14 protein-coding genes and 1 pseudogene are annotated in these 22,948 nt (G+C 34.8%); 13 read left to right on the top strand and 2 right to left on the bottom strand.

The window, feature by feature from the left end; translation table 11 throughout:
• Nucleotides 1-8: 8 nt before the first annotated feature.
• The 4 genes from K1I97_RS01870 to K1I97_RS01855 are packed head-to-tail and all read left to right on the top strand — an operon-like array spanning nucleotide 9 to nucleotide 6,409.
• On the top strand, nucleotides 9-863 hold the full coding sequence (locus K1I97_RS01870; RefSeq protein WP_001054257.1) for a conjugal transfer protein TrbL: 855 nt from the start codon (nucleotides 9-11) through the stop codon (nucleotides 861-863).
• 53 nt (nucleotides 864-916) lie between these two features.
• Entirely contained in the window at nucleotides 917-1,276 is a 360-nt protein-coding gene (locus K1I97_RS01865; RefSeq protein WP_048773335.1) for a PrgI family protein, read from the top strand.
• Nucleotides 1,227-3,584, top strand: coding sequence for a VirB4-like conjugal transfer ATPase, CD1110 family (locus K1I97_RS01860; RefSeq protein ID WP_185760223.1), 2,358 nt, complete (start codon nucleotides 1,227-1,229; stop codon nucleotides 3,582-3,584). The genes K1I97_RS01865 and K1I97_RS01860 overlap by 50 nt, the downstream gene beginning before the upstream one ends.
• 11 nt (nucleotides 3,585-3,595) lie before the next feature.
• Nucleotides 3,596-6,409 (top strand): phage tail tip lysozyme, encoded by a 2,814-nt coding sequence (locus K1I97_RS01855; RefSeq protein WP_223332278.1) that lies wholly within the window; start codon nucleotides 3,596-3,598, stop codon nucleotides 6,407-6,409.
• A gap of 30 nt (nucleotides 6,410-6,439) precedes the next feature.
• Here the strand turns inward: K1I97_RS01855 and K1I97_RS01850 are convergent, their stop codons facing one another.
• Nucleotides 6,440-6,628 (bottom strand): hypothetical protein, encoded by a 189-nt coding sequence (locus K1I97_RS01850; protein ID WP_223332279.1) that lies wholly within the window; start codon nucleotides 6,626-6,628, stop codon nucleotides 6,440-6,442.
• Between the two features lie 18 nt (nucleotides 6,629-6,646).
• Between K1I97_RS01850 and K1I97_RS01845 the strand changes: the two genes are divergently transcribed.
• Nucleotides 6,647-7,213: a PBECR4 domain-containing protein gene (locus K1I97_RS01845; protein WP_070481759.1), complete on the top strand. Its 567-nt coding sequence runs from the start codon at nucleotides 6,647-6,649 to the stop codon at nucleotides 7,211-7,213.
• A gap of 890 nt (nucleotides 7,214-8,103) precedes the next feature.
• Here K1I97_RS01845 and K1I97_RS01840 read toward each other — a convergent pair.
• Complete coding sequence (locus tag K1I97_RS01840; RefSeq protein ID WP_078238475.1) at nucleotides 8,104-9,066, bottom strand: helix-turn-helix domain-containing protein; 963 nt, start codon at nucleotides 9,064-9,066, stop codon at nucleotides 8,104-8,106.
• A 227-nt stretch (nucleotides 9,067-9,293) separates the two neighbouring features.
• Between K1I97_RS01840 and K1I97_RS01835 the strand changes: the two genes are divergently transcribed.
• The 8 genes and pseudogenes from K1I97_RS01835 to K1I97_RS01800 all read left to right on the top strand — a co-directional run bounded on the left by K1I97_RS01835 (nucleotide 9,294) and on the right by K1I97_RS01800 (nucleotide 22,882).
• Nucleotides 9,294-11,051, top strand: a complete 1,758-nt coding sequence (locus K1I97_RS01835) for an ABC transporter ATP-binding protein (RefSeq protein WP_223332280.1) — start codon at nucleotides 9,294-9,296, stop codon at nucleotides 11,049-11,051.
• A 3-nt stretch (nucleotides 11,052-11,054) separates the two neighbouring features.
• On the top strand, nucleotides 11,055-12,779 hold the full coding sequence (locus tag K1I97_RS01830; protein WP_223332281.1) for an ABC transporter ATP-binding protein: 1,725 nt from the start codon (nucleotides 11,055-11,057) through the stop codon (nucleotides 12,777-12,779).
• A gap of 20 nt (nucleotides 12,780-12,799) precedes the next feature.
• Nucleotides 12,800-13,387, top strand: a complete 588-nt coding sequence (locus tag K1I97_RS01825) for an MptD family putative ECF transporter S component (RefSeq protein ID WP_049510000.1) — start codon at nucleotides 12,800-12,802, stop codon at nucleotides 13,385-13,387.
• On the top strand, nucleotides 13,384-14,073 hold the full coding sequence (locus tag K1I97_RS01820) for an energy-coupling factor transporter transmembrane component T (RefSeq protein WP_162837406.1): 690 nt from the start codon (nucleotides 13,384-13,386) through the stop codon (nucleotides 14,071-14,073). The genes K1I97_RS01825 and K1I97_RS01820 overlap by 4 nt, the downstream gene beginning before the upstream one ends.
• Nucleotides 14,067-15,437, top strand: a complete 1,371-nt coding sequence (locus K1I97_RS01815) for an ABC transporter ATP-binding protein (protein WP_223332282.1) — start codon at nucleotides 14,067-14,069, stop codon at nucleotides 15,435-15,437. Before K1I97_RS01820 ends, K1I97_RS01815 begins: the two co-directional genes overlap by 7 nt.
• Nucleotides 15,438-15,684: 247 nt before the next feature.
• Nucleotides 15,685-15,954: pseudogene (locus tag K1I97_RS01810) on the top strand (phage tail tip lysozyme); the annotation flags it as partial.
• A 245-nt stretch (nucleotides 15,955-16,199) separates the two neighbouring features.
• Nucleotides 16,200-16,610, top strand: a complete 411-nt coding sequence (locus K1I97_RS01805; protein WP_049510505.1) for a thrombospondin type 3 repeat-containing protein — start codon at nucleotides 16,200-16,202, stop codon at nucleotides 16,608-16,610.
• Between the two features lie 47 nt (nucleotides 16,611-16,657).
• Nucleotides 16,658-22,882 (top strand): DEAD/DEAH box helicase family protein, encoded by a 6,225-nt coding sequence (locus tag K1I97_RS01800; RefSeq protein ID WP_223332283.1) that lies wholly within the window; start codon nucleotides 16,658-16,660, stop codon nucleotides 22,880-22,882.
• Nucleotides 22,883-22,948: the final 66 nt, after the last annotated feature.

Here is a 22,948-nt window from a genome sequence, read left to right as displayed (position 1 = left end):
ACAATGACATGAATCTTAGTTTAGTCTCACCCTTTGTTTACCTTGCATCTGAAAAAATATCAGCTGAAAATTTATTTGAAGGATTTAATGTAGATTTACAATCTACGGTAGATTTGATTAAATCTCTATCTAGCTACAATCCAACAGTTTGGACTTATATGTCTAGTATTACTAAAAGTGTTATGCAGCCTCTTGGAGTTGCGATTTTATCAGTTGTTCTCATCTTAGAATTTTCGAAGATGGCAAAGAAAATTGCTAACTCAGGAGGAGCGATGACCTTTGAAGCATTAGCGCCGATGTTGATTAGTTATATTATGGTCGCAGTTGTAATTACCAACACTACCGTGATTGTAGAAGCCATCATCGGGATTGCGAGTCACGCCATTGAACAAGTGGCCTCGATTGTGGCTCACGGTGGGGCAAAGTATGATACCATCTCTGGACTAAAAGGTTCAGGATTTATTGGCCGTATGATTGTGGGATTTTTCGCCCTCCTCATTTGGCTAGTTCGGATAGTAAGTGCAGCCATGGTTAATCTTTTGGTATCTATTCGATTTATTCAACTCTACCTTATGATCCCATTTGCCCCTCTTACGATTCCAACATTTTTAAGTGATGAGTGGAAGTCTATTGGTATTGGTTATTTAAAAAATATTATGGTCTATGCGGTACAAGGGGTTCTTATTTTTCTGATTGTTTCTCTTGTTCCTTTGTTTGAATCTGCTGGGAAAATAGCTGTTTCAAATGGTGCAGGAGTCTTGCAATCACTTGCGATTATGTTTGGTAGTTTGGTACAAGCTATCTTACTGATTATTGCCCTCGTTGGTTCTCAACGTACGGCTCGCTCAATCTTAGGTATGTAATTAGATAAAGGCTAGGAAGTGAATGCTTCTTAGCCTTTTTAGAAAGGAAAGTCATGAATACACGTGTCTTTAAAGACATCTCAAAATACCAACACAGGGCTTGGTTAGGTTTCACCACAAGACAAATCATCTTTGTTTTACCAGCCTTTATTGTCACAATTATTGTTTTGGGCTTGAATCTCTTTTTCTGGCAATTTGGAGATTGGTTTGTTTACGGTTTTGTGTTTGCCTTTACCATCCCCCTCATGCTTTTTGGAGTCTATAAACCCAATGATTTATATTTTGAACATTATTTGAAATACCGTCTTCATTTTGAACTAACGGTTCCCCTACGCACAATTACAGGAAAGAAAGGACCTGAACATGAAAAGAAAATCAAATACATTAAAGAAACAAAAAACCTCAATGACTAATCAGAAAGAAGTAGTTAAAGGAAAAAAAGAGGAAGTGTTACCCTCTACGGCTAATACTCTTTCCTATCAAGCTCTGTATCAAAATGGTCTGATGCAGGTAAAAGAAGATTATTTCTCACAAAGCTATTTACTTGGTGATGTCAATTACCAGACCGTTGGTTTAGAAGATAAGGGCGCAATCATTGAGAAGTATTCTGATTTGATTAACTCCCTAGATGACCAAACCAACTTCCAATTGACTATCTTTAATAAAAGATTGAATTTAGAAAAATTCAGACAAAGTGTTTTGTATGAGGAAAAAGAAGATGGGTATGATACCTATCGTAAAGAATTGAATCGAATGATGAATCAGAATTTAGACAGTGGTGAAAATAACTTTTCAGCTGTGAAACTGATTAGCTTTGGTAGAAAGGATTCTAATCCCAAACAAGCCTATCGTTCCTTGTCCCAAATAGGAGAATATTTCAAGAGTGGTTTCTCAGAAATTGATGCACGATTTGAATCCTTGGCTGGAGAAGAGCGTGTCAACTTGTTGGCCGATATGCTTAGAGGAGAACACCATCTTCCTTTTTCTTACCGTGATTTAACGAAATCTGGTCAGACAACTCGTCACTTCATAGCACCTAATCTCTTGGATTTTAAAAACAAGAATTACCTACAAATCAATGACCGCTTATTGCAGATTGTCTATGTGAGAGACTACGGTATGGAATTAGGAGATCAGTTTATTCGAGACCTCATGCAAGGAGATTTGGAATTGATTGTGAGCCTCCATGCTCAAAGTTCGACCAAGGCAGATGCCATGAAGAAACTACGAACAAAGAAGACCTTGATGGAATCCCAAAAGATTGGGGAACAACAAAAACTAGCTCGTACAGGTATCTATTTGGAAAAAGTAGGTCATGTATTAGAAAGCAATATCGATGAAGCTGAGGAACTCTTAAAAACCATGACAGAGACAGGAGATAAACTGTTTCAAACAGTCTTCTTGATTGGGGTCTTTGGTCAGGATGAAGAAGAACTTAAACAAGCCCTAGACACGCTCCAACAAGTGGCCGGCTCAAATGACCTAATGATTGATAAACTACCATATATGCAAGAAGCAGCCTTTAATAGTTTGCTGCCATTTGGTTGTGATTTTTTAGAGGGCGTATCACGGAGTTTATTAACGTCCAATGTAGCAGTGAATTCTCCATGGACTTCAGTAGACATACAAGACCGAAGTGGGAAATATTACGGTATCAATCAAATCTCAAGCAATATTATTACCATTGATCGAAGCCTATTAAATACACCGTCTGGTCTGATTTTAGGAACATCTGGAGCTGGGAAAGGGATGGCAACCAAGCATGAAATTATCACGACCAAAATCAAGGAATCTGGTGAAAATACTGAAATTATCATTGTGGATCCAGAAGAAGAGTACAGTGTCATTGGACGAGCTTTTGGGGGAGAAATGATTGATATTGCGCCTGATTCCCAAACTTATCTCAATGTCCTTGACTTGTCTGAGGAAAATATGGATGAAGACCCTGTAAAGGTAAAATCAGAATTTCTTTTATCCTTTATCGGCAAGTTATTGGATAGAAAAATGGATGGAAGAGAAAAATCGATTATCGACCGAGTCACCAGACTGACCTATCAGTCATTTAAAGAGCCTTCTTTGGAAGAATGGGTTTTTGTCTTGAGTCAACAGCCAGAAGAAGAAGCGCAGAATTTGGCACTTGATATGGAACTATATGTCGAAGGTTCTCTTGATATTTTTTCTCATAAGACCAATATTCAGACAGGATCTAATTTCTTGATTTATAACGTTAAGAAGTTAGGAGATGAGCTGAAACAAATCGCTCTTATGGTAGTGTTTGATCAGATATGGAATCGTGTTGTTCGGAATCAAAAATTAGGGAAGAAGACCTGGATTTATTTTGATGAAATGCAGCTTCTCTTATTAGATAAATATGCCAGTGATTTCTTCTTTAAATTGTGGAGTCGTGTCAGAAAATATGGAGCTAGTCCTACTGGGATAACCCAAAATGTCGAAACCTTATTGTTAGATCCAAATGGTAGACGGATTATTGCAAATAGTGAATTTATGATTCTCCTCAAGCAAGCAAAAAATGATAGAGAAGAACTGGTTCAACTCTTAGGCTTGTCAAAAGAACTCGAAAAATACCTAGTCAATCCAGAAAAAGGGGCAGGACTAATAAAAGCTGGTTCAGTTGTCGTTCCCTTTAAAAATAAGATTCCTCAAGGTACACAATTGTTTGATATCATGAGTACAGATCCTGATAAAATGGCTTCTAATTAAGGGGAAGGTAAATGAAGGATAAAAGAGAAATCATACGTGCCCGAAAGGCATTTAGAAGAAGTCTAAAAGATGAGAAGAAATTCTTGAAAAAAGGAAAGAAGGAGGTAAGGAAACAGAAAAAAGATTCCTCTGTACTGGATGAAAAAGCATGGAAAAAAGAGATAAAGCAAAAGCTAGAGAAGATGAGAGAAGCTTCAAAGGAGAGAGTAAAACAAGCAAATGAAGATTACAATCACATCCTTCAAAATAGTCCTCCATCTCTTTTGAATCGCAAAGAATTAAGAGACAGACGATTGCCTCATGCAAGGAAACGATTGAAAATAGCCAAGAAGCAATTTAAGGAAGCAAAGGTAGAAGCAAAAGAAGAAAAAAAAGAGAGTCGTAAAGAAAGAAAAACCAATCAAAAATTTCTCTACGGTCAGGAATCGAAACAAAAATCTAATTTTTTCTTTCAAGGGAAGAGTTTAGAAGAATTAAAAGCTAAGAAAGAAGTCAAGGCTGCTAAAGAAAATTTAAAATCAACTAAACAAGCCTATAAGTCCAAAAAAGTCAGTAGGAAAGCCAAAACTTTTCTTTATGTCCTTGGACGTGAAGGTGGAGAGTTAGCTTCAGAAAATGAAGATTTAGAAGGTTATCGCACACTTCAAGAGACCATTAGAAAAGGGAAACGCTACAGTCGGCTTTCTTATAATCTTGGAAAAGCTAGTGTCAAAACAGGACAAGCAACAGGTCGTTTTACCAAGAAAAGACTGACCAACACAAAAGAGCGATACCATCATTTTAAGGATGGAAAAGGATGGAAACTAGCGAAAGATAATCCAAGTTCCTTTAAAAATCGGTATCGAAAATTAAAGAAACAAGGTCTTACAAGTGTCCGAAATATCTATCAAAAACTAAAAGCAGCCTTTTCCTTCTTTACATTTGCGGCTGGGAATCCTGCAACCTGGATAGTTGGAGGAATAGTCTTTCTTCTTTTACTTATGATGAGCTTCTTTTTAGGTTTTTCATCTGCTAGTTTGATTCAACAAGATGAATTTGAATTAACAAAAGCTTATACCCACCTAACTTGGGAAGACGCAGAACATACTCGTACAAATGACAAAGGCATTACCTATTACACAAAAGTTGATGATGTGATGGGGTATATGAACTTTAAATTCCATGACTATGAGTTACACAAACCAGTTCACTTATTTAGTTCAGAAACTTACAAGGATTATCTATCTACTTTGTGGCATGATTTAAACGATGGGGAAGATTTGAAATCCATGCAAGACCTTTATGAAACTCCTAAGTATAAACTCTCGAAAGATGATCAAGAGGAAATGAAGGAACTAAAAGAAGAAGGTGTGTATGCTTCCATGCAGGAATTGGACAATCCATTTGAGGGGAAAAGCAACGAAGATAGTCTAACCATGACTTATCGTTATGGATACTATGATTTAGACGGAAAACCTACTCTTCAGGAGTACATTCTACTAGAAGCCAAGGCTCACCAAACGATTGTCGCACCAATGGATGGGTTAGTATCTTTAGATGGTGACAATGTAATTCTCACTAATGGAAAAGGAGAGAATGAGAGTCGTTTAACCTTGTATTCTATTCATAATGGCCGTGCGATTGAGGGGACAAGAGTCCTAACAGGTGATATTATTGGTGAAACACCAGACGATACAGGTTTGAAAGTTTCCTATCAAAAGTATAAGAACAAGAAAGAAAAATTGGTGTATGTCAATCCGCAATTTTATTTTCCAAAAGTCATTCAACTTCAGACCACTATCTTACCTGCCATTGGTCAGTTTGGTGGAGATGAGTTTGAACGAGCAAAACATATTTATGAGTTTTTGAAATCTCAAGGGGCTAGTCCCCAAGCCATTGCGGCTATTTTAGGAAATTGGTCAGTAGAGTCTTCTATTAATCCAAAACGTGCTGAAGGAGATTATTTATCTCCTCCAGTTGGCGCTACCGATTCCTCATGGGATGATGAAAGCTGGTTAGCGATAGGAGGACCAGCCATTTATAGTGGTGCTTATCCTAATATTCTTCATAGAGGTTTGGGATTAGGGCAATGGACAGATACTGCAGATGGTTCAATACGTCATACAGCCTTGTTAAATTATGCACGCACCCAAAATAAGAAATGGTATGATTTAGACCTACAACTTGACTTTATGCTTCATGGAGATAGTCCTTACTATCAAAGTTGGTTAAAGGATTTCTTTGGAAATTCGGGCAGTGCAGCCAATCTCGCCCAACTCTTTCTGACCTATTGGGAGGGAAATTCTGGTGACAAACTACTGGAAAGACAAACCAGAGCAACGGAATGGTATTACCAAATTGAAAAAGGCTTCAGCCAAACAAATGGAGGACAGGCAAAAAGTGACCCGCAATCCCTTGAAGGGGTTCGTGGGGACTTGTATGAGCATTCTGTTCCTGGTGGTGGAGATGGTATGGCCTATGCCTATGGACAATGTACATGGGGTGTTGCGGCTCGTATGAACCAGTTAGGCTTAAAATTAAAAGGTAGAAATGGAGAAAAGATTTCAATCATTAATACCATGGGAAATGGTCAGGACTGGGTTGCGACAGCTTCAAGTCTTGGTGGAGAAACGGGTTCCACACCAAAAGCAGGTGCTATTGTTTCTTTTGTAGGAGGTACACATGGGACACCAGCAGACTATGGTCATGTGGCTTTTGTCGAGAAAGTTTATGATGATGGTTCTTTCCTTGTGTCTGAAACTAACTATGGTGGCAACCCTAACTATACCTTTAGAAAAATCTCGCAAGCAGATAGTGCCATCAGTTTTGCCTATACAACGAAATAAAGAAGTTGATACTTGAAATTTTAATAATTTTCAGGTAGAATAAATAGTGTAGATGAGTGGTCGGCTCATGGTCAATCTGATAGTAATCTTGGACGTAATGGCCAAGCGGTGGCGGACACCAGAACGAAATCCGATAGCAATCTTGGACGTAATGGCCAAGCGGTGGCAGACACCAGAATAAACCGACTGACTAGGTGGCTTACAGACTCTGTAAACCACCTTTTTTGTGAGGAAAATATGGCAAATTCTAGAGATTATCGTAATCCAAATTACACCGAAAAAATAAAACTTCAGCGTTTTTTTACTCAGTTACAAATTGCGGCTTCTTTTTTTAAAGAACACTTTGTTGGCAAAATCATGTATTATGAAACGGAAATAGAAAGTGTTGAACTTCATTTTTCACCTACTAATTTCATGCACCTATGTGGTGTTGATTACCGAAAAGGTGCAGGCAGTTTCTTTGACGATTGTTTAAATAGTCATGTCATAATTGATGAGTTGAAAATAAAAAATGATGGAACCACGATGCAAAAGTTACAAGTTTTAGGATCTATTGAGGAGTTATTGGGAAAGCATGTTCATCTAACTGGTTCAGGACGTTATTTGTATTTGGAGTTTGATTATGCTCTACGTACAAGAAAACAGATACTAGCATTAACATTGAAAGAGACATCAAGGAAAATTGTTCCTCAATCTTTATTAGATTTGAAGAGAAAGACAGTATTTCCAGAAGGTCAAAAAGTAATTTCAATTTACTCAAAACATTTACAAACGTCGGAACTTTTTTATTATTTAAAAGATTAGTTTACATATCTTTTGTGGTATAAAACATATTTTTATCATTATAAGGAGAACGAAGTTTTGGCTCGTTCTTTTTTTGTTGATGATATGCTCCAAACAACCTACACTAGATTGGATATGAAATAGTTTGTGATTACATAATTTATCTTCAGGGAAGTTATGGACATTATCTCAATTTCTGTTATGATAGACATCTCTAACAATTTCCGTTATAACAGACATTGACTTACAAAGTATTTCTTTTCTGAACATATTAGCGTTATAATATAAATGCAGTGTTACACTGTAGAATATTAAGAAAATAGGATACTATAGGTTTAAACTAAATGTGTAAGATAAATAGTTGGATTAGTAAAAGTTTCAAGTCTGATAAGAACAACATTACATTTCATACAACTGAATGTATATATTTTATAAGAGAGAGGGATGCTTGATTGGGGAAAATCATTCAAAATACAGTTATAAGGATTTTAATAAGAATGAAAGTGTGATATTTCTTTTTCAATAATCTTCTAAATTTATTAAAATCAAGCTTTCCACTTATGTATTCTGCTAATAAACTTCAATACATTTCAATAGATTTTCAAAATTTGGTGGGGATTTTTATTATACTTTGTACGAGCTTTTCAATACCCTACCCCAACCTTTAAAATCCCCTAAGTTATTTACTCAAGGGATTTTTTATCTGCTTTTTTCATACTCAAACAGTCAGTCTAACTGTTTGATTTTCTTTGTGACTAAGTCCCTAAAAATAGTAGAATTAGCTACTTTACTGATTTTACAAGATAATAACAAGACCTAAACGTATAATTTATTTAGGTTTACCAATTATGACTTTAACATTTTCCAATAAGGTCTAACTCAACCGTCCCCAAAGTTAAATCCTTATGTATTTAATCAGAAAGATTATTTTTCGCATATTTTTTTATGTCTTTGGGATAAAATCCCTTATATTTTTTGAAGCATGTACTAAATTTACTGTGAGAGGAATATCCTACAGCCTCTGCTATATCTTGAATTTTAAGGGTAGAGTTCAGTAGGAGTAATTCCGCCATATTCATTCTCCGTCTTTGAGTATATTCTGTAATTGTACATTGATATTTTTGCTTAAATAACTTTTTTAGTTTTGTGCCGCTCATAGTGGATATTTTTTCTAAAGTATCCTGTGAGATAGATGTTGCATAATGATCGTCTATATAATTGGCGACATTTTTCAAAGCCTCATCATCGGCAATAGATAGTGGATTGCTGTACTTATTTAAAAAAGAGTCTATTGTAATACTTAACCATTCCTTTGCCTTTGACTCAAAAAAGATTTCAGCAGCAGGAGATGCCATCTTGCAATTAAGGATATCTTTTGCGATTCTTTCTAAAGGCTTGTTTATTATAATGCTGGTATTAAAAAATAAATCTTCATAGTTACAGACTTTATTCTTATAAGAGGACAGGCATTGCTCTATCATGGACTGATTGAAATTTATACCGATTCCTAAATAAGGAGAGTTTTTGTGAAGTATAAACCTATAGTCTTTAGAATTTTTTGTATTTATAGTAAAAAGTGAATTTGAAGAAAGATTTTGATAAGGATTAAAACATTCACCGTTTGCTGTAACTAAATAAGATAAATAAAGGGAATAGAAATTATTCAAACCAGAAAAACTTGTATGGATAATTTCTTTTTTTATGAAAACATCATAAATATCAATAGTGAAATTATCGCCCTCGTAAAACCAATATATGCCTTCTGCATTATCCGTGCTAAAACGGAATTCATGTCCTACAGTGGAGTATTTTGTATTATCGATAGATTCATCTGTAGAAAAAAAGTTTTTAACAAAGTTATAAAAATCACTCATATTATACCTCCGTGCTTTTTATTTTATCCCGAATAGACATTATCCCGAATAGACTTATTTAGCCATATCTAATTGATTGAAATCCTCATTTATTATAAAATAAATAATAGATAAAAACAAGAAAAACTATGCGTATTGCAAAAGAGTTTGAAAACTAGCCTCTAAAATCAGTCTAAAAAGGCTATTTATAGGGTTTGCTAATTTTAAGAAAAAGGAGGAGTTGTTCAGTGAAGAATAAGAAGAAATCAATACTGAAAAGACTAAAGGATTACGGTGGTAAAAAAAGTTTTTTACTCTATATTGCTATGGTTATGTCTGCTGTATCAGGTGTCATGGTTTTGATGCCTATGGTATATATTCATAGAATTGTAAATAACTTAATTTTAAATGGGATGGTGAATTTTGATTATGTAAAGGAAAATTCAATTTATGCAGCAGTCTTTGCCGGTCTGGGGCTATTCATATACCTAATAGGTTTAATTTTATCCCATATTTTTGCATTTGAAGTGGAAGATAACATTATTAAGACTTCCGTAACAAAACTAATAAACAAACCGCTTGGGTATTTCGATGACAAAGAAAGCGGAAGGATAAGAAATGTAATTGTGTCCGGAGCGTCTGAAACCCATTCTTTTTTAGCGCATCAACTTCCTGATATGACGATGACCATTATATCGCCAATCGTCCTGCTTGTATTTTTCTTCGTGTTTAACTGGAAGTTAGGACTTGCCAGTATGATACCGATGATTATCGGTATGACATTGATGTCATCTATGATGACAGCCGAAACAAAAAAAATGAAAGATGAGTATTATGCAGGACTTTCCAATTTATCTTCTCAGACAGTGGAATATGTTCGAGGAATTCCTGTTGTTAAAACATTTGCACAAAGTGTTGAGAGCTTTGATAAGTTATATTCGTTAATCATAAAAGTAAAAGACAATGTACTTAAGCTTACTATGAGTTATACGAATAAAATGTCGTGGTTTGAAACCGTTTCTACATCGACGGCATTTTTCTTGGTACCTGTGGCATTACTCTTAATAAAATTTAATGGAAACTTATCTAATGTAGTTGCAGATTCTGTTATTTACTTCCTAATAGGACCGGCATTTGCTACTTTTATTATGAGAACTGCGACGATTACACAATCCAGTTATTTTGCGGAACTTGCTTTAGATAAAATTGAGAATATACTTGAGTTTGATGATTTTGTTTATGGAAATAAAACAAGTTCTGATGTTGGGATAGAGTTTAAAAATGTAAGCTTTTCTTATGAAGATGAAAATGTATTAGACGATATTTCATTTAAGGTGAATAAAGGAGAACGAGTTGCTTTAGTCGGATCGTCAGGCAGTGGTAAAACTACTATAGCAAGGCTTGCTGCACGATTTTACGATATTAAAACAGGTGAAATTTATATTGGAGGAATTAATATAAAAGATTTTGAAAAAGAGGCTTTAATGAGAAAAATTGCTTTTGTTTTTCAAAACTCTAAACTATTTAAAATGAGTTTAAGAGATAATCTTTTAATCGGAAAGCCTGATGCAACTAATGAAGAAATTGACAATGCCTTAATCAATTCAGGGTCTAAAGATATTATTGAAAATTTAGATAAAGGACTTGATACTGTTTACGGAACTAAAGGCACATATTTTTCAGGAGGAGAAGCTCAAAGGATTTCTATAGCGAGAGCTTTTTTGAAAGATGCAGATATTATCATTTTAGATGAAGCTACAGCCTTTGCAGATCCTGAAAATGAACATTTGATTCAAGAGTCTTTTAAGAAGCTATCAAAAAGCAAGACAACATTGATGATTGCTCATAGATTATCTACAGTAATAGATGCGGACAAGATTCTCGTTATTGATAAGGGGAAAATTGTAGAAGAAGGCAAGCATGCAGATTTAATAGATATAAATGGGCATTATAAAAAGCTTTGGGATGAATATCAGAAATCCGTAAATTGGAAGATAGGAGGTTAAAATATGGTTTCTTATTTTATGAAAAAATATGCGATGTCAGAAAAAGGCGCTCTTAACTTAAAAAAAGCCATATTTTCACACACGCTTGTTAATTTAACTAAATTGTTCGCACCAATGATCGGTTTTATGTTTCTGTTTCAGTATATAGGCATTTTAAAAAGTATTGAGAGCTACAATTTTACTTCTGTTCATTATATTGCACTAATTGTAGTAATGATGATTGTGATGTTCTTAATAGCGAGGTGGGATTATGTAAGACTTTACACCAATGTGTACAACGAGAGTGCAAATTCAAGAATTGAGTTAGCGGAAAGGTTAAAGAAATTACCTCTTTCTTATTTTGGTAAAAGAGATTTGGCAGACCTTGCGGAAACCATGATGAATGACATGAACTTATATGAAACAATTTTTTCTCATGCTGTACCTCATATATATTCAACGGCTATATCCACAAGTATTATTGCTTTAATGCTTATCTTCTATAATTGGAAACTTGCACTTGCAGCCCTTTGGGTAATTCCCATTTCTATTTTGATTATATTTTTATCAAAGAAAAGTCATAAAAAAATAGTACAAGGCTGGATAGATGATAATCGTAAGGTTTTTGATAATCTACAGGAAAATATAGAGCAGATAGAGCAAATAAAATCTTACAACTTAGAAGATAGGATGTTAAATGATTTTTTTGAAAAATTAAATGCATCCACAAAACAGAAGACGAAAGGTGAAGTTGTTGCCGGAACACTTACAGGAATAGCTACTGCAATTTTAAAGCTTGGAATTATAAGTGTTGCCGTTATCGGCGTCAACATGCTTATGGCAGGGGAGGTAAGTGCGCTGGTTTATATCGCATTTTTAATGCTTACAGCAAGTATTTATCTTCCTATAGAAGGAATAATCACCTTTATGTCAATGATAGTTATGCTTGATGCGGTTGTAGGGAGAATAAAGGAAATAAAGACCATGCCTGTTCAAAAAGGCAAAAAAGATATTGACATTAAAAATTACGATATTGAGTTCAAGGATGTTTATTTCGGATATGATGATTATTCTGTAATAAATTGTGTGAGCTTTACTGCAAAGCAGGGTGAAATCACTGCGCTAATCGGTTCAAGCGGAAGCGGAAAAACAACTCTCACCAAGCTTGCTGCAAGATTTTGGGATATAGATAAAGGAAAGATTTTGATAGGGGGAGAGGACATCGGTAAAATTGATCCGGAAACACTCCTTAAAAATTTCTCTATCGTTTTCCAAGATGTTACTCTTTTTAATTCAAGCATAAAAGATAATATAAAAATCGGTAAAAAAGATGCCACAGATGAAGAGATTATAAGAGCGGCTAAAATAGCAAGATGTTATGAATTTATAGACAAAATGCCGGATGGAATAGATACAGTAATAGGTGAAAACGGACAAAGACTTTCAGGCGGAGAAAGACAAAGAATCTCAATAGCAAGGGCAATACTAAAAGACGCACCAATCATATTGCTTGATGAGGCTACAGCATCTCTGGATGTTGAAAATGAAAGTCTAATTCAAGAGGCTTTATCCGAACTTATAAAAGAAAAAACGGCAATTGTTATTGCTCATAGATTAAGAACAATAAGAAATGCAAACAAAATCGTTTTATTAAATGCCGGAAAAATAGAAGCGATAGGGACAGATGAAGAACTTTGTAAAAGCTCGGAATTTTATAAAGCAATGCTTAGAAAATCTAATATTCAGTAAAAACTTATTTAGAAGGAAATATAAAAATGGAAAAATTAAGAATTAAAGATTTAGTTACGATAGGTGTATTTACAGTAATATATTTTGTACTTATGTTTGCTTCGGGAATGATTGGTATTGTACCGATTTTATACTTGGCATACCCTACACTGGCAGGCATTATAACAGGAATAGTTATAATGCTCTTTATGGCAAAAGTTCAAAAATCATGGGGATTATTTATACTTGGGTTGATTTGTAGTCTTTTAGCAATTGCAATGGGAAATACATATGTAATATTGATACATGCTGTAATCAGTATGGCAATTGCGGAACTTTTAAGAAAAAAAGGAGAATATAAATCATTTAAATTTAATATGCTCTCATTTGCCGTATTCAACACTTGGATTTGTGGTTTCCTTATGCAAGTTTTGTTGGCTAAAGACAAGGTTATTAAACTGGCGGAAACAGGCGGTATGGGTCACGATTATATAATGAAGCTCATAGCACTTTTGAATTATCGAAGTATGGTATTAGTATATATCGGTGCTGTTGTCGGCGGGATACTCGGCGCATATATCGGTAAAGTCTTTTTGAAAAAGCATTTCGAAAAAGCTGGTATTGTATAATGCTCGTTTCTTTAGACAATCCATATAATCCCAATCCAATTAGTAAAATTTTAGTAAGTTTTTCACTTGGATTTGCTGTATTTTATAAAGTAAATACCTATTTTGAATGGGGAATTGTGCTTCTTATTTCATTTCTTTTTTTAATGAATGGATTTAAGAAAGAAGCCTTAAAAAACATATCATTTTTTGGGGTTCTTTCTTTGATACCTAATCTTGATGTAATTAGAAATATGAATGCGATTTTAATGATGTTTTTTATGCTATTTGCTGTATGTAAGATGTTTTATCTTCCATTTAGTGCGGGAAGTTTTTTTTTAAAAACATCGGATGTAGGAAGTGTAATATCCTCAATGGATAAAATGAATTTACCTCGTACTGTTTCTATACCAATTGCTGTAATGTTTAGGTTTTTTCCTTCATTTAGGGAAGAAAGTCACAATATAAAACTTGCTATGAAAATAAGGGGTATTACATTTAAAAATCCAATTTCATACATCGAGTATGTAATTGTGCCTTTACTTGTTATGTCTTCTAATATTTCTGATGATATTGCAAAGGCAGCAGAAACAAAATGTATTGAAAATCCTGTTAAAAAAACTAGGTACATATCCGTCAAAACGAAAACAGTTGATTTTGTTTATGTGCTTTCAATACTGATTATGGTTATAGGAGGAGCTTTATGGTAGAAATTGAAAATTTATCTCTATCTTATGGAAATTCTCCTAAAGTGTTAAAAAACATTTCTTTAGATGTAAAAAAAGGCGAATGTGTATTATTTACTGGGAAAAGTGGTAGCGGAAAATCTTCAATTATAAATTCTATCAATGGGTTAGCTGTACGATATGATGGAGCTTCTATGGGTGGAACCATCAGGATTGATAATAAAGATATTAAAAACCTCGAATTATACGAAATATCGCTCTTAGTATCAAATGTATTTCAAAATCCAAAGACACACTTTTTCAATATAAATACTACTCTTGAATTACTTCTCTATTTGGAGAATATAGGACTTTCAAAAAAACAAATGGATGAAAGACTAAATGATATGTTGGATTTGTTTCCGATAGAACATCTTTTAAATAGAGATATTTTTAAGCTTTCGGGTGGAGAAAAGCAGATCTTATGTATTGCTGCAAGTTATATATCTGGAACGGAAATCATTGTTTTAGATGAGCCTTCATCAAATCTTGATGAAGAAAACATTTTAATCATAAAAGAAATGCTTATAAAACTTAAAGATAAGGGGAAAACTCTTATAATCTCAGAACATAGAATATTTTATCTAATGGATATTGTAGATAGAGTTTTTTTGATTAAAGATGGGGAAATACAAAAGGAATATACTCAAATAGATTTTATGAAAATACCGTCTGAAAAGCTAAAGAAGTTAGGTTTAAGAAATAAGAATAGAGTAAAACTTACAGTACCCGAAAATGAAAATAAGGGAAATTTAGAAGTAAAAAACATTGAATTTAAGTTTAATGGCATAGATAAAAAATTGCATTTAAAAGACCTCTCTTTTGAAATGGGAAAAATTTACGGCATAGTAGGAACAAACGGACTTGGTAAATCCACTTTGCTCAGATGCCTTATAGGCTTAGAAAGAAAATCGAAGGATGAAATCTATTTGGACGGCAAAAGACTTTCAAAATCAGATAGGCTAAAAATATCATCCCTTGTAATGCAGGATGTTAATCATCAGCTTTTTACCGATTCTATTGCAAGTGAAGTAGGTCTTGGAATAAAAAATATTGAAAGTAGTTATGTTGAAAATATTCTGAAAAAACTTGATTTATATGAATCAAAAGATCGTCATCCAATGAGCTTGTCAGGTGGACAAAAGCAAAGGGTAGCAATTGCATCTGTACTATGTAAAAAATCTAAACTTATATTTTTTGATGAGCCTACTAGTGGAATGGATTATTGCAATATGATGAACATATCCCATCTGATCAACGAATGTAAAAGCGATAAGAAAATAATATTCATTGTTTCACATGACCAAGAATTTTTAAATTCGATAGCTGACAATGTTATATATTTGTAAATATCCATAGTGATACTCATATTTGAAAAATCAAAATAAAGGAGATTTAAAGATGTAAGGAGATAAAAATATGAAATATCATGACATGATAATAGAAAATATAAGTGTATGTGAATTTCTTTTATCGTGTGAAAGTAAGATATTTTGTTTAGGAAAATTTTTATGCGTTATTAAATAATATAATAGAAAAAGAATACATTTCTAAAAGAGGACTTTTTACGCCAAAGTGTAGAAGTCCTCCTTTTTTATTATCACTAACGGAAAAGGAGAGAATGGGAGTCGCTTAACCTTATATTCCATTCATAATGGCCGTGCGATTGAGGGGACAAGAGTTCTAACGGGTGATGTTATCGGTGAAACACCAGATAATACAGGTTTGAAAGTTTCTTATCAAAAGTATAAGAACAAGAAAGAAAAATTGGTGTATGTCAATCCTCAATTTTATTTCCCAAAAGTCATTCAACTTCAGACTACTATTTTACCAGCAATTAGTCAGTTTGGTGGGGATGAGTTTGAATGAGCAAAACATATTTATGAGTTTTTGAAATCTCAAGGGCCAAGCGGTGGTAGACACCAGAATAAACCGACTGACTAGGTGGCTTACAGGTTCTGTAAGTCGTCTTTTTTACTTTAATAGTAATGTTTTACATTTTAAGGAGAACGCAGTTTTGGCTCGTTCTCTTTTTTTGTTGTGATACTTCTTTCAAGGAATATTTGATAGGATTGGAGTGAAAAAAGATTAACTAGGAAAGAAGGAAGTATATGGAAGCCATTTATCAACGTGATTCGGATCAAGATGGATTAACTGATGCTCAAGAATTGGCGCTAGGAACCAATCCTCTTAGCGCAGATTCTGATGGTGATGGTCGTTCAGATTTATTGGAAATAGAAGAAGGAACCAATCCCTTAGAAAAGGATTTACAAGACATAGACCAAACAAGTCTAACGGAACCGTCATCAGTATTTATGGAAATGAAACAAAAGATTTCAGATATGATGGAGAGTCACTACAAGGAATTTATACAGGCTCTGATTAGTATTGAAACAGGGATTGAAAACCAACAAGACCTAGAAGACTTATATACTTACTACATGAGAACAGATGCCGTTTCTCTTTTGTCTAGTGATTTAGAAACCAGTCCTCAAGAGGTTGAAATGGAGATAGAGTTGTAGGGGAATCATGTGATTCTCCTATTTTCGTATAGATGAAAGGAGCGAGTATGGAAGTAATGCAATTATTGGCTATGTTTCGTGGAACAATTCCCAAAGATAGAGAGAAAATGGACTTATTCCTTCGTTATCAAGCGCAACATTTTGATGAGAAATGGCAGGACTTGGTAGAGAGTTTTTTGACTGAAGAGGGCAAGATAGAAGAGATACCTCAAGTCTATTCTTTTCATCAAGATATTGTTTCTTTTCTAGAGGCCAGTTCTGAAAATAATGACCAAGATTTAGAAAGTTACACAAGAAATTTTGGACAAGCAGGTCTAAGTAAATTATCTCAATTAAGTAATTTTGAGAAAAACTTGGTGCTAGAAGTCGCAACCTATAACCTTTCCACTCGATTTTATATCCAATCTGAAAAAGAGAAGCTAACACCATTAAGTGAGCTTGTATTTCATCAGAATCAGGATGTCAATTTAGTCAATGTCTATCGGGTTGCGAATAATCTATCTGACCGTGTTAGTAGAGATATAGAGGAATTTCTTCTAATGGTTGACTCAAAAGAGCTTAAAAAAGAAGTTCTTGAGATTCATTTTGAAGAAAAAGAGGGAGATGTTCTAGCTTATTTGGGTTCAGAATTGATGGCTACTTTAGATACCGTGACGGATCTTGTCCATCATGAAGAAAACTACACACAACTCCCACTGACACAAAAGCTGAAGATTATTACTCATTTTGATGAAGTAAAGGCTATAAGAGAAAAGTCTAAGCAAGTAGAGGAAGCGGTCTTACCTTTAGATAATATTGACCAAGTAGAAGAAAATGTGGAAGTTCATTCCCTATCTAAAGTAGATAAAATTGTAGAAGAAGCTTTGAGGGAATATCCGATTGGTTCACAAGTAAGTTATAAAGGACAAGTATTTCAGTTGGTTTCGATTGAAAATGCACAGTTAAATGACTTAGTTCGCCTAGAGCTATTCAATGATTTCAAGCAGTTATTTGAAGAGAATCCTATCTTATACTTGAACAGTTTGGAAGAGATTGAACAAGTATTGTCTCATGTAGAAATTGAAAAAGAAGATTCAGATATTGAGATTGAATCACCAAGTGAAAGCCAGGAAATAGATCTGTTTTCCTATCTGGAAGAGGATAATGAAAAGGAAAAGGATAAGGAAACAGAAACGCTTATTTCAGGTATAGAAGAGACGGATGTCCCCGTTCAAGATTTTGTTTTTCCAGATGATTTAGAGGACTTTTATCCTAAGACAAATCGAGAAAAAATTGAAACGAATATCGCCGCAATTGATCTTGTTAAAAGATTAGAAAAAGAGAGACGACAAGCAAATCCAGAAGAACAAGAACTACTAGCCAAGTATGTCGGATGGGGTGGCCTTGCCAATGAATTTTTTGATGAACTCAATCCAAAGTATGAAACAGAACGTTTAACTCTTAAGAGCTTAGTAAGCAAATCAGAATACTCGACCATGAAACAAAGTTCTCTCACAGCCTATTATACAGACCCAATGATTATTCGCCAGATTTGGCAAAAATTACTGGCTGATGGTTTTGAAGGAGGAAGGATATTAGATCCTTCTATGGGGACCGGGAACTTCTTTGCGGCGATGCCTAGAAGTATACGAGATAAATCAGAACTCTATGGGGTTGAATTAGACAGTGTGACAGGCGCAATCGCAAAACAACTCCACCCCAATACCCATATTGAAGTGCGAGGATTTGAAGAAGTGCCCTATCAAAATAATAGTTTTGATTTAGTCTTAACGAATGTTCCTTTTGGAAATTTTCGCATTGCCGATAAAAACTATGATAAACCTTATATGATTCATGATTACTTTGTCAAACACTCACTTGATTTAGTAAGAGACGGAGGACAAGTGTCGATTATCTCATCTATTGGGACAATGGATAAGCGGACAGATAATGTTTTACAAGAGATTAAATCCAACACTCATTTTTTAGGGGGAGTTCGGTTGCCGGATACGGCTTTTAAAAAGATTGCAGGTACTCGAGTGACCACAGACCTCCTCTTCTTTCAAAAGGATCAAGCAAAGAATCTTAATGAAGAGGAGCTTGTCTTTAGTGGCTCTATTCCCTTTGAGGAGGATAAGCGTGTCTGGATCAATCCTTATTTTGATGGGAAATACAATACACAAGTTTTGGGTGAATATGAGGTACGTAATTTTAATGGAGGAATCCTCAATGTTAAGAGGGTATCAGAAACATTAGCTATTGACATAATGAAAGCATTCGAGAATGTGGAAGCACCTAAACAAATTGACAATTCTTTGAAAGCACCTGTTTTTATCCAAGAAGAAGTGGATAATTCTATCCCAAGTCGTATACGTGAGGACTTAGCGCTCTATTCTTTTGGATATGAGGGTAATCAAATTTATTACCGAGATACGCATGGTATTCGAAAAAGTTCAAAGGTAGACGAAATTAGTTATTATGTAGATGAGAAGGGAGATTTTAAAGCTTGGGACAGTTCTTTGTCTGAACATAAAATAGATCGATTCGTACAACTTCATTTGACAGATGAGGAAGCACTAGATGTTTACAAGTCAGAAGAAGCGAGTAAAAGAGGGAAATATAAGGGACTGTTCAAAAAAACTGTCTTTTATGAAAGCCCCTTATCGGACAAGGATATTAGTCGTATTAAGGGCATGGTTGATTTGAGAGAAACCTATCAATCCTTAATTGAAATTCAACGCCATCAAGATTATAGTAGAACAGATTTTCAGGTATTACTTAGTAAACTCAATCGTAACTATGACCGTTTTGTAAGTCAATTTGGATACTTGAATGCCTCAGTCAATCGGAACTTATTTGATAGTGACGATAAGTATTCTTTACTAGCAAGTTTAGAAGATGAATACATTGATTCTAAAGATCAGAAAGTAAAATATAAAAAATCTTTAGCCTTTGAGAAAGCATTGGTTAGGCCAGAGAGAGTGATTGCAAGAGTTTCAACTGCTCTAGATGCCTTAAACTCTAGTTTATCGGATGGTAGAGGGGTTGATTTAGACTATATGGTATCAATTTATCCCGAACATAGCCAAGCTGCTATTTTAGATGAGTTAGGTGACCAGATTTTAATAGATCCCGAAAGATATTTAAGAGGAGAAAGAAAATATCTTTCTAAGAACCAGTTTTTGTCAGGAGATATTCTCAACAAGATAGAAGTAGTTCAACTATTAGTGGAGGAAAACAACCAAGAATATGATTGGAACCACGCTTTAGATTTGTTAGAATCTGTTCGCCCTCCGCGGATTCATCTGGCAGATATTGAGTTCAAAATAGGGTCACGTTGGATCCCTCAATCCGTTTATGGTAAATTTGCCTTTGAATGTTTTACCAATCGTGAATTTGAATTGTCTTCGCCTGATGTAGAACAAGTCATTGAAGTGAATCCTGTTGATGGGCAGGTTCATTTAAGGACATCATTTGCTTATCGCTATCCAAGTGCCAAAGATAGTAGTCTTGGAGTCAGTGGGTCACGTTATGATACAGGAAGAAAGATTTTTGAGAATTTACTTAATTCGAACCAACCTACTATTACCATGACTATTACGGAAGGAGAAAAGAAAAAGACCATCACAGATTTGGAAAAAACTTCTGTTCTAAGAGCGAAAGAGCAGCATTTACAAGAGCTCTTTCAAGAATTTGTCTCACGGTATCCAGAAGTCCAACAAGTCATTGAGGAAAGCTATAATCGTCTTTATAATCGAACAGTTAGTCGAGAGTATGACGGTAGCCATCTAGTCATTGATGGCTTGGCACAAAACATCAGCCTTCGCCCTCATCAAGAGAATGCCATTCAAAGAATCGTAGAAGAAAAAAGAGCTTTATTAGCTCATGAGGTAGGTTCAGGAAAGACCTTGACCATGCTTGGTGCTGGGTTTAAATTAAAGGAGTTGGGGATGGTTCATAAGCCCTTGTATGTGGTGCCCTCTAGTTTGTCTGCTCAATTTGGCCAAGAGATCATGAAATTTTTCCCTACTAAAAAGGTCTTTGTGACTACTAAGAAAGATTTTGTGAAGGCGAGAAGAAAACAATTTGTGTCACGTATTATTACAGGAGATTACGATGCCATTGTCATTGGGGATTCTCAATTTGAAAAAATCCCTGTCAGTAAAGAAAGACAGATGAACTATATTGAGGATAAACTCAATGAACTACGAGAGATTAAAACACATTCTGAAAACAAGTATACCGTTAAAGAAGCGGAGCAATCAATAAGTGGTCTAGAGAAACAATTGGAAGAACTCCAACGCTTTAATCGTGATAGTTTTATTGATTTTGAGAACTTAGGAATTGATTTTCTCTTTGTGGATGAAGCACATCACTTTAAAAATATTCGTCCAATTACTGGACTTGGGAATGTAGCAGGGATTACTAATACAACTTCTAAGAAGAATGTGGATATGGAGATGAAGGTTCGACAGATTCAGGAAGAACATGATTTTAAAAATATTGTCTTTGCGACAGGAACACCTGTTTCCAATTCTATTAGTGAGTTGTATACTATGATGAACTACATTCAACCGGATATCTTAAAACGCTATCAAGTTGATTATTTTGACTCTTGGGTAGGTGCTTTTGGAGAAATTCAAAACTCTATGGAATTAGCTCCTACAGGAGATAAGTACCAACCTAAGAAACGATTTAAAAAGTTTGTCAATCTACCTGAGTTGATGAAAATCTATAAAGAAACAGCCGACATTCAAACACAAGATATGTTGGATTTACCTGTTCCAGAAGCTCATATTATCCCTATTGAGAGTGAGTTAACTGAAAACCAGAAACTCTATCTAGAAGAATTGGTTATGAGGTCAGATATGGTCAAATGTGGAACAGTTGATCCGAGTCAGGATAACATGTTAAAAATTACGGGTGAGGCACGAAAACTAGCAATTGATATGCGTTTATTGGACTCTAGTTATAGTCTAGCAGATAATCATAAACTGCTTCAGGTAGTGGATAATGTTGAAAGAATTTATCGTGAGGGAATGGAAAATAAGGCTACTCAGATGATTTTTTCAGATATTGGCACACCTAAGAAAAAAGATAATGGCTTTGATGTTTATTCTGAGATTAAGGCTTTATTAGTTGATAGAGGAGTCCCTAGTAAGGAAATTGCCTTTGTACATGATGCCAATAGTGATGAAAAGAAGAATAGTTTGTCTCGAAAGGTCAATGCAGGAGAGGTGCGGATTCTCCTTGCCTCAACTGAAAAAGGAGGAACAGGTTTAAATGTTCAGAGCAAGATGAAAGCAGTTCATCATCTGGATGTACCGTGGAGACCAAGTGACATTCAGCAGCGCAATGGACGGATTATCCGACAGGGAAATGAAAACAAGGAAGTGGATATTTACCACTATATTACCAAAGGTTCGTTTGATAATTATCTATGGGCAACTCAGGAGAACAAACTCCGTTATATTAAGCAAATTATGACTTCTAAGGAGCCGATTCGTGCTGCAGAAGACATTGATGAGCAGACTATGACAGCTTCTGATTTTAAGGCACTAGCAACAGGTAATCCTTATCTCAAATATAAGATGGAACTAGAGAATGATCTAACTCTATTAGAAAATCAAAGACGCGCCTTTCAACGCAGCAAGGATCACTATCGTCATACAATCTCTTACTGTGAAGAAAATATGCCCATTCTTGAGAAACGATTAAGCAAGTATGAAGGCGACATTCAACAGTCTGAAATGTCGAAAGACCAGGCATTTTCTATGACGATAGGCAAGCAAGCTTTTGACCAACGAGCTGAAGCAGGGGAATCCCTACACCGTCTTATCCGTCATAATCAATCTGACAGCAAAGAATTCCGTACCCTGGCAAGTTATCGAGGATTTGACATTAAAATGCTTAGTCTTCCAACAAATCAACCTCTTCCTGAAACCTTCTCTGTTAAGATTGTAGGAGAAAATCAATATTCTGTCAGTTTAGATTTGTATTCTCCTTTGGGGACAATTCAAAGGCTCCAACATACGATTGATCATATTAAAGAGGACCAAGTGAAAACTCAGAACTTATTAGATGAATTAAAGGATAAATGGACTACTGCTGAGGTAGAAATTGAGAAAAATTTTCCAAAGGAAGAGGATTATCAAACTAAAAAGGCCGAATACGATGTACTCGCGCCATTGATTGAAACAGAAACGGATTTAGATATTATAGATCAAGCCTTAAGACAATTCCATGAAAAAGGAAACGAAAAACAGGAACAACTTTCTTTTGAATTGGATTAAAAAATAGATACAAATAGCGGACAAGAAATGAAAAGCGCGGTAGAATAAAGATAGAAAGAAACGAGG

Origin of the sequence: Streptococcus oralis (assembly GCF_019929345.1) — a bacterium.
Lineage (GTDB): Bacteria > Bacillota > Bacilli > Lactobacillales > Streptococcaceae > Streptococcus.
The sequence above is the reverse complement of the archived record's forward strand: the minus strand, read 5'-3'. Positions and strand labels throughout refer to the sequence as shown.

What these genes read in the sequence shown, in the direction of transcription:
- K1I97_RS01870 (WP_001054257.1), top strand. Translation starts at nt 9, where the DNA reads ATGAATCTTAGTTTAGTCTCACCCTTTGTTTACCTTGCATCTGAAAAA.
- K1I97_RS01865 (WP_048773335.1), top strand. Translation starts at nt 917, where the DNA reads ATGAATACACGTGTCTTTAAAGACATCTCAAAATACCAACACAGGGCT.
- K1I97_RS01860 (WP_185760223.1), top strand. Translation starts at nt 1,227, where the DNA reads ATGAAAAGAAAATCAAATACATTAAAGAAACAAAAAACCTCAATGACT.
- K1I97_RS01855 (WP_223332278.1), top strand. Translation starts at nt 3,596, where the DNA reads ATGAAGGATAAAAGAGAAATCATACGTGCCCGAAAGGCATTTAGAAGA.
- K1I97_RS01845 (WP_070481759.1), top strand. Translation starts at nt 6,647, where the DNA reads ATGGCAAATTCTAGAGATTATCGTAATCCAAATTACACCGAAAAAATA.
- K1I97_RS01840 (WP_078238475.1), bottom strand. Translation starts at nt 9,066, where the DNA reads ATGAGTGATTTTTATAACTTTGTTAAAAACTTTTTTTCTACAGATGAA.
- K1I97_RS01830 (WP_223332281.1), top strand. Translation starts at nt 11,055, where the DNA reads ATGGTTTCTTATTTTATGAAAAAATATGCGATGTCAGAAAAAGGCGCT.
- K1I97_RS01815 (WP_223332282.1), top strand. Translation starts at nt 14,067, where the DNA reads ATGGTAGAAATTGAAAATTTATCTCTATCTTATGGAAATTCTCCTAAA.
- K1I97_RS01805 (WP_049510505.1), top strand. Translation starts at nt 16,200, where the DNA reads ATGGAAGCCATTTATCAACGTGATTCGGATCAAGATGGATTAACTGAT.
- K1I97_RS01800 (WP_223332283.1), top strand. Translation starts at nt 16,658, where the DNA reads ATGGAAGTAATGCAATTATTGGCTATGTTTCGTGGAACAATTCCCAAA.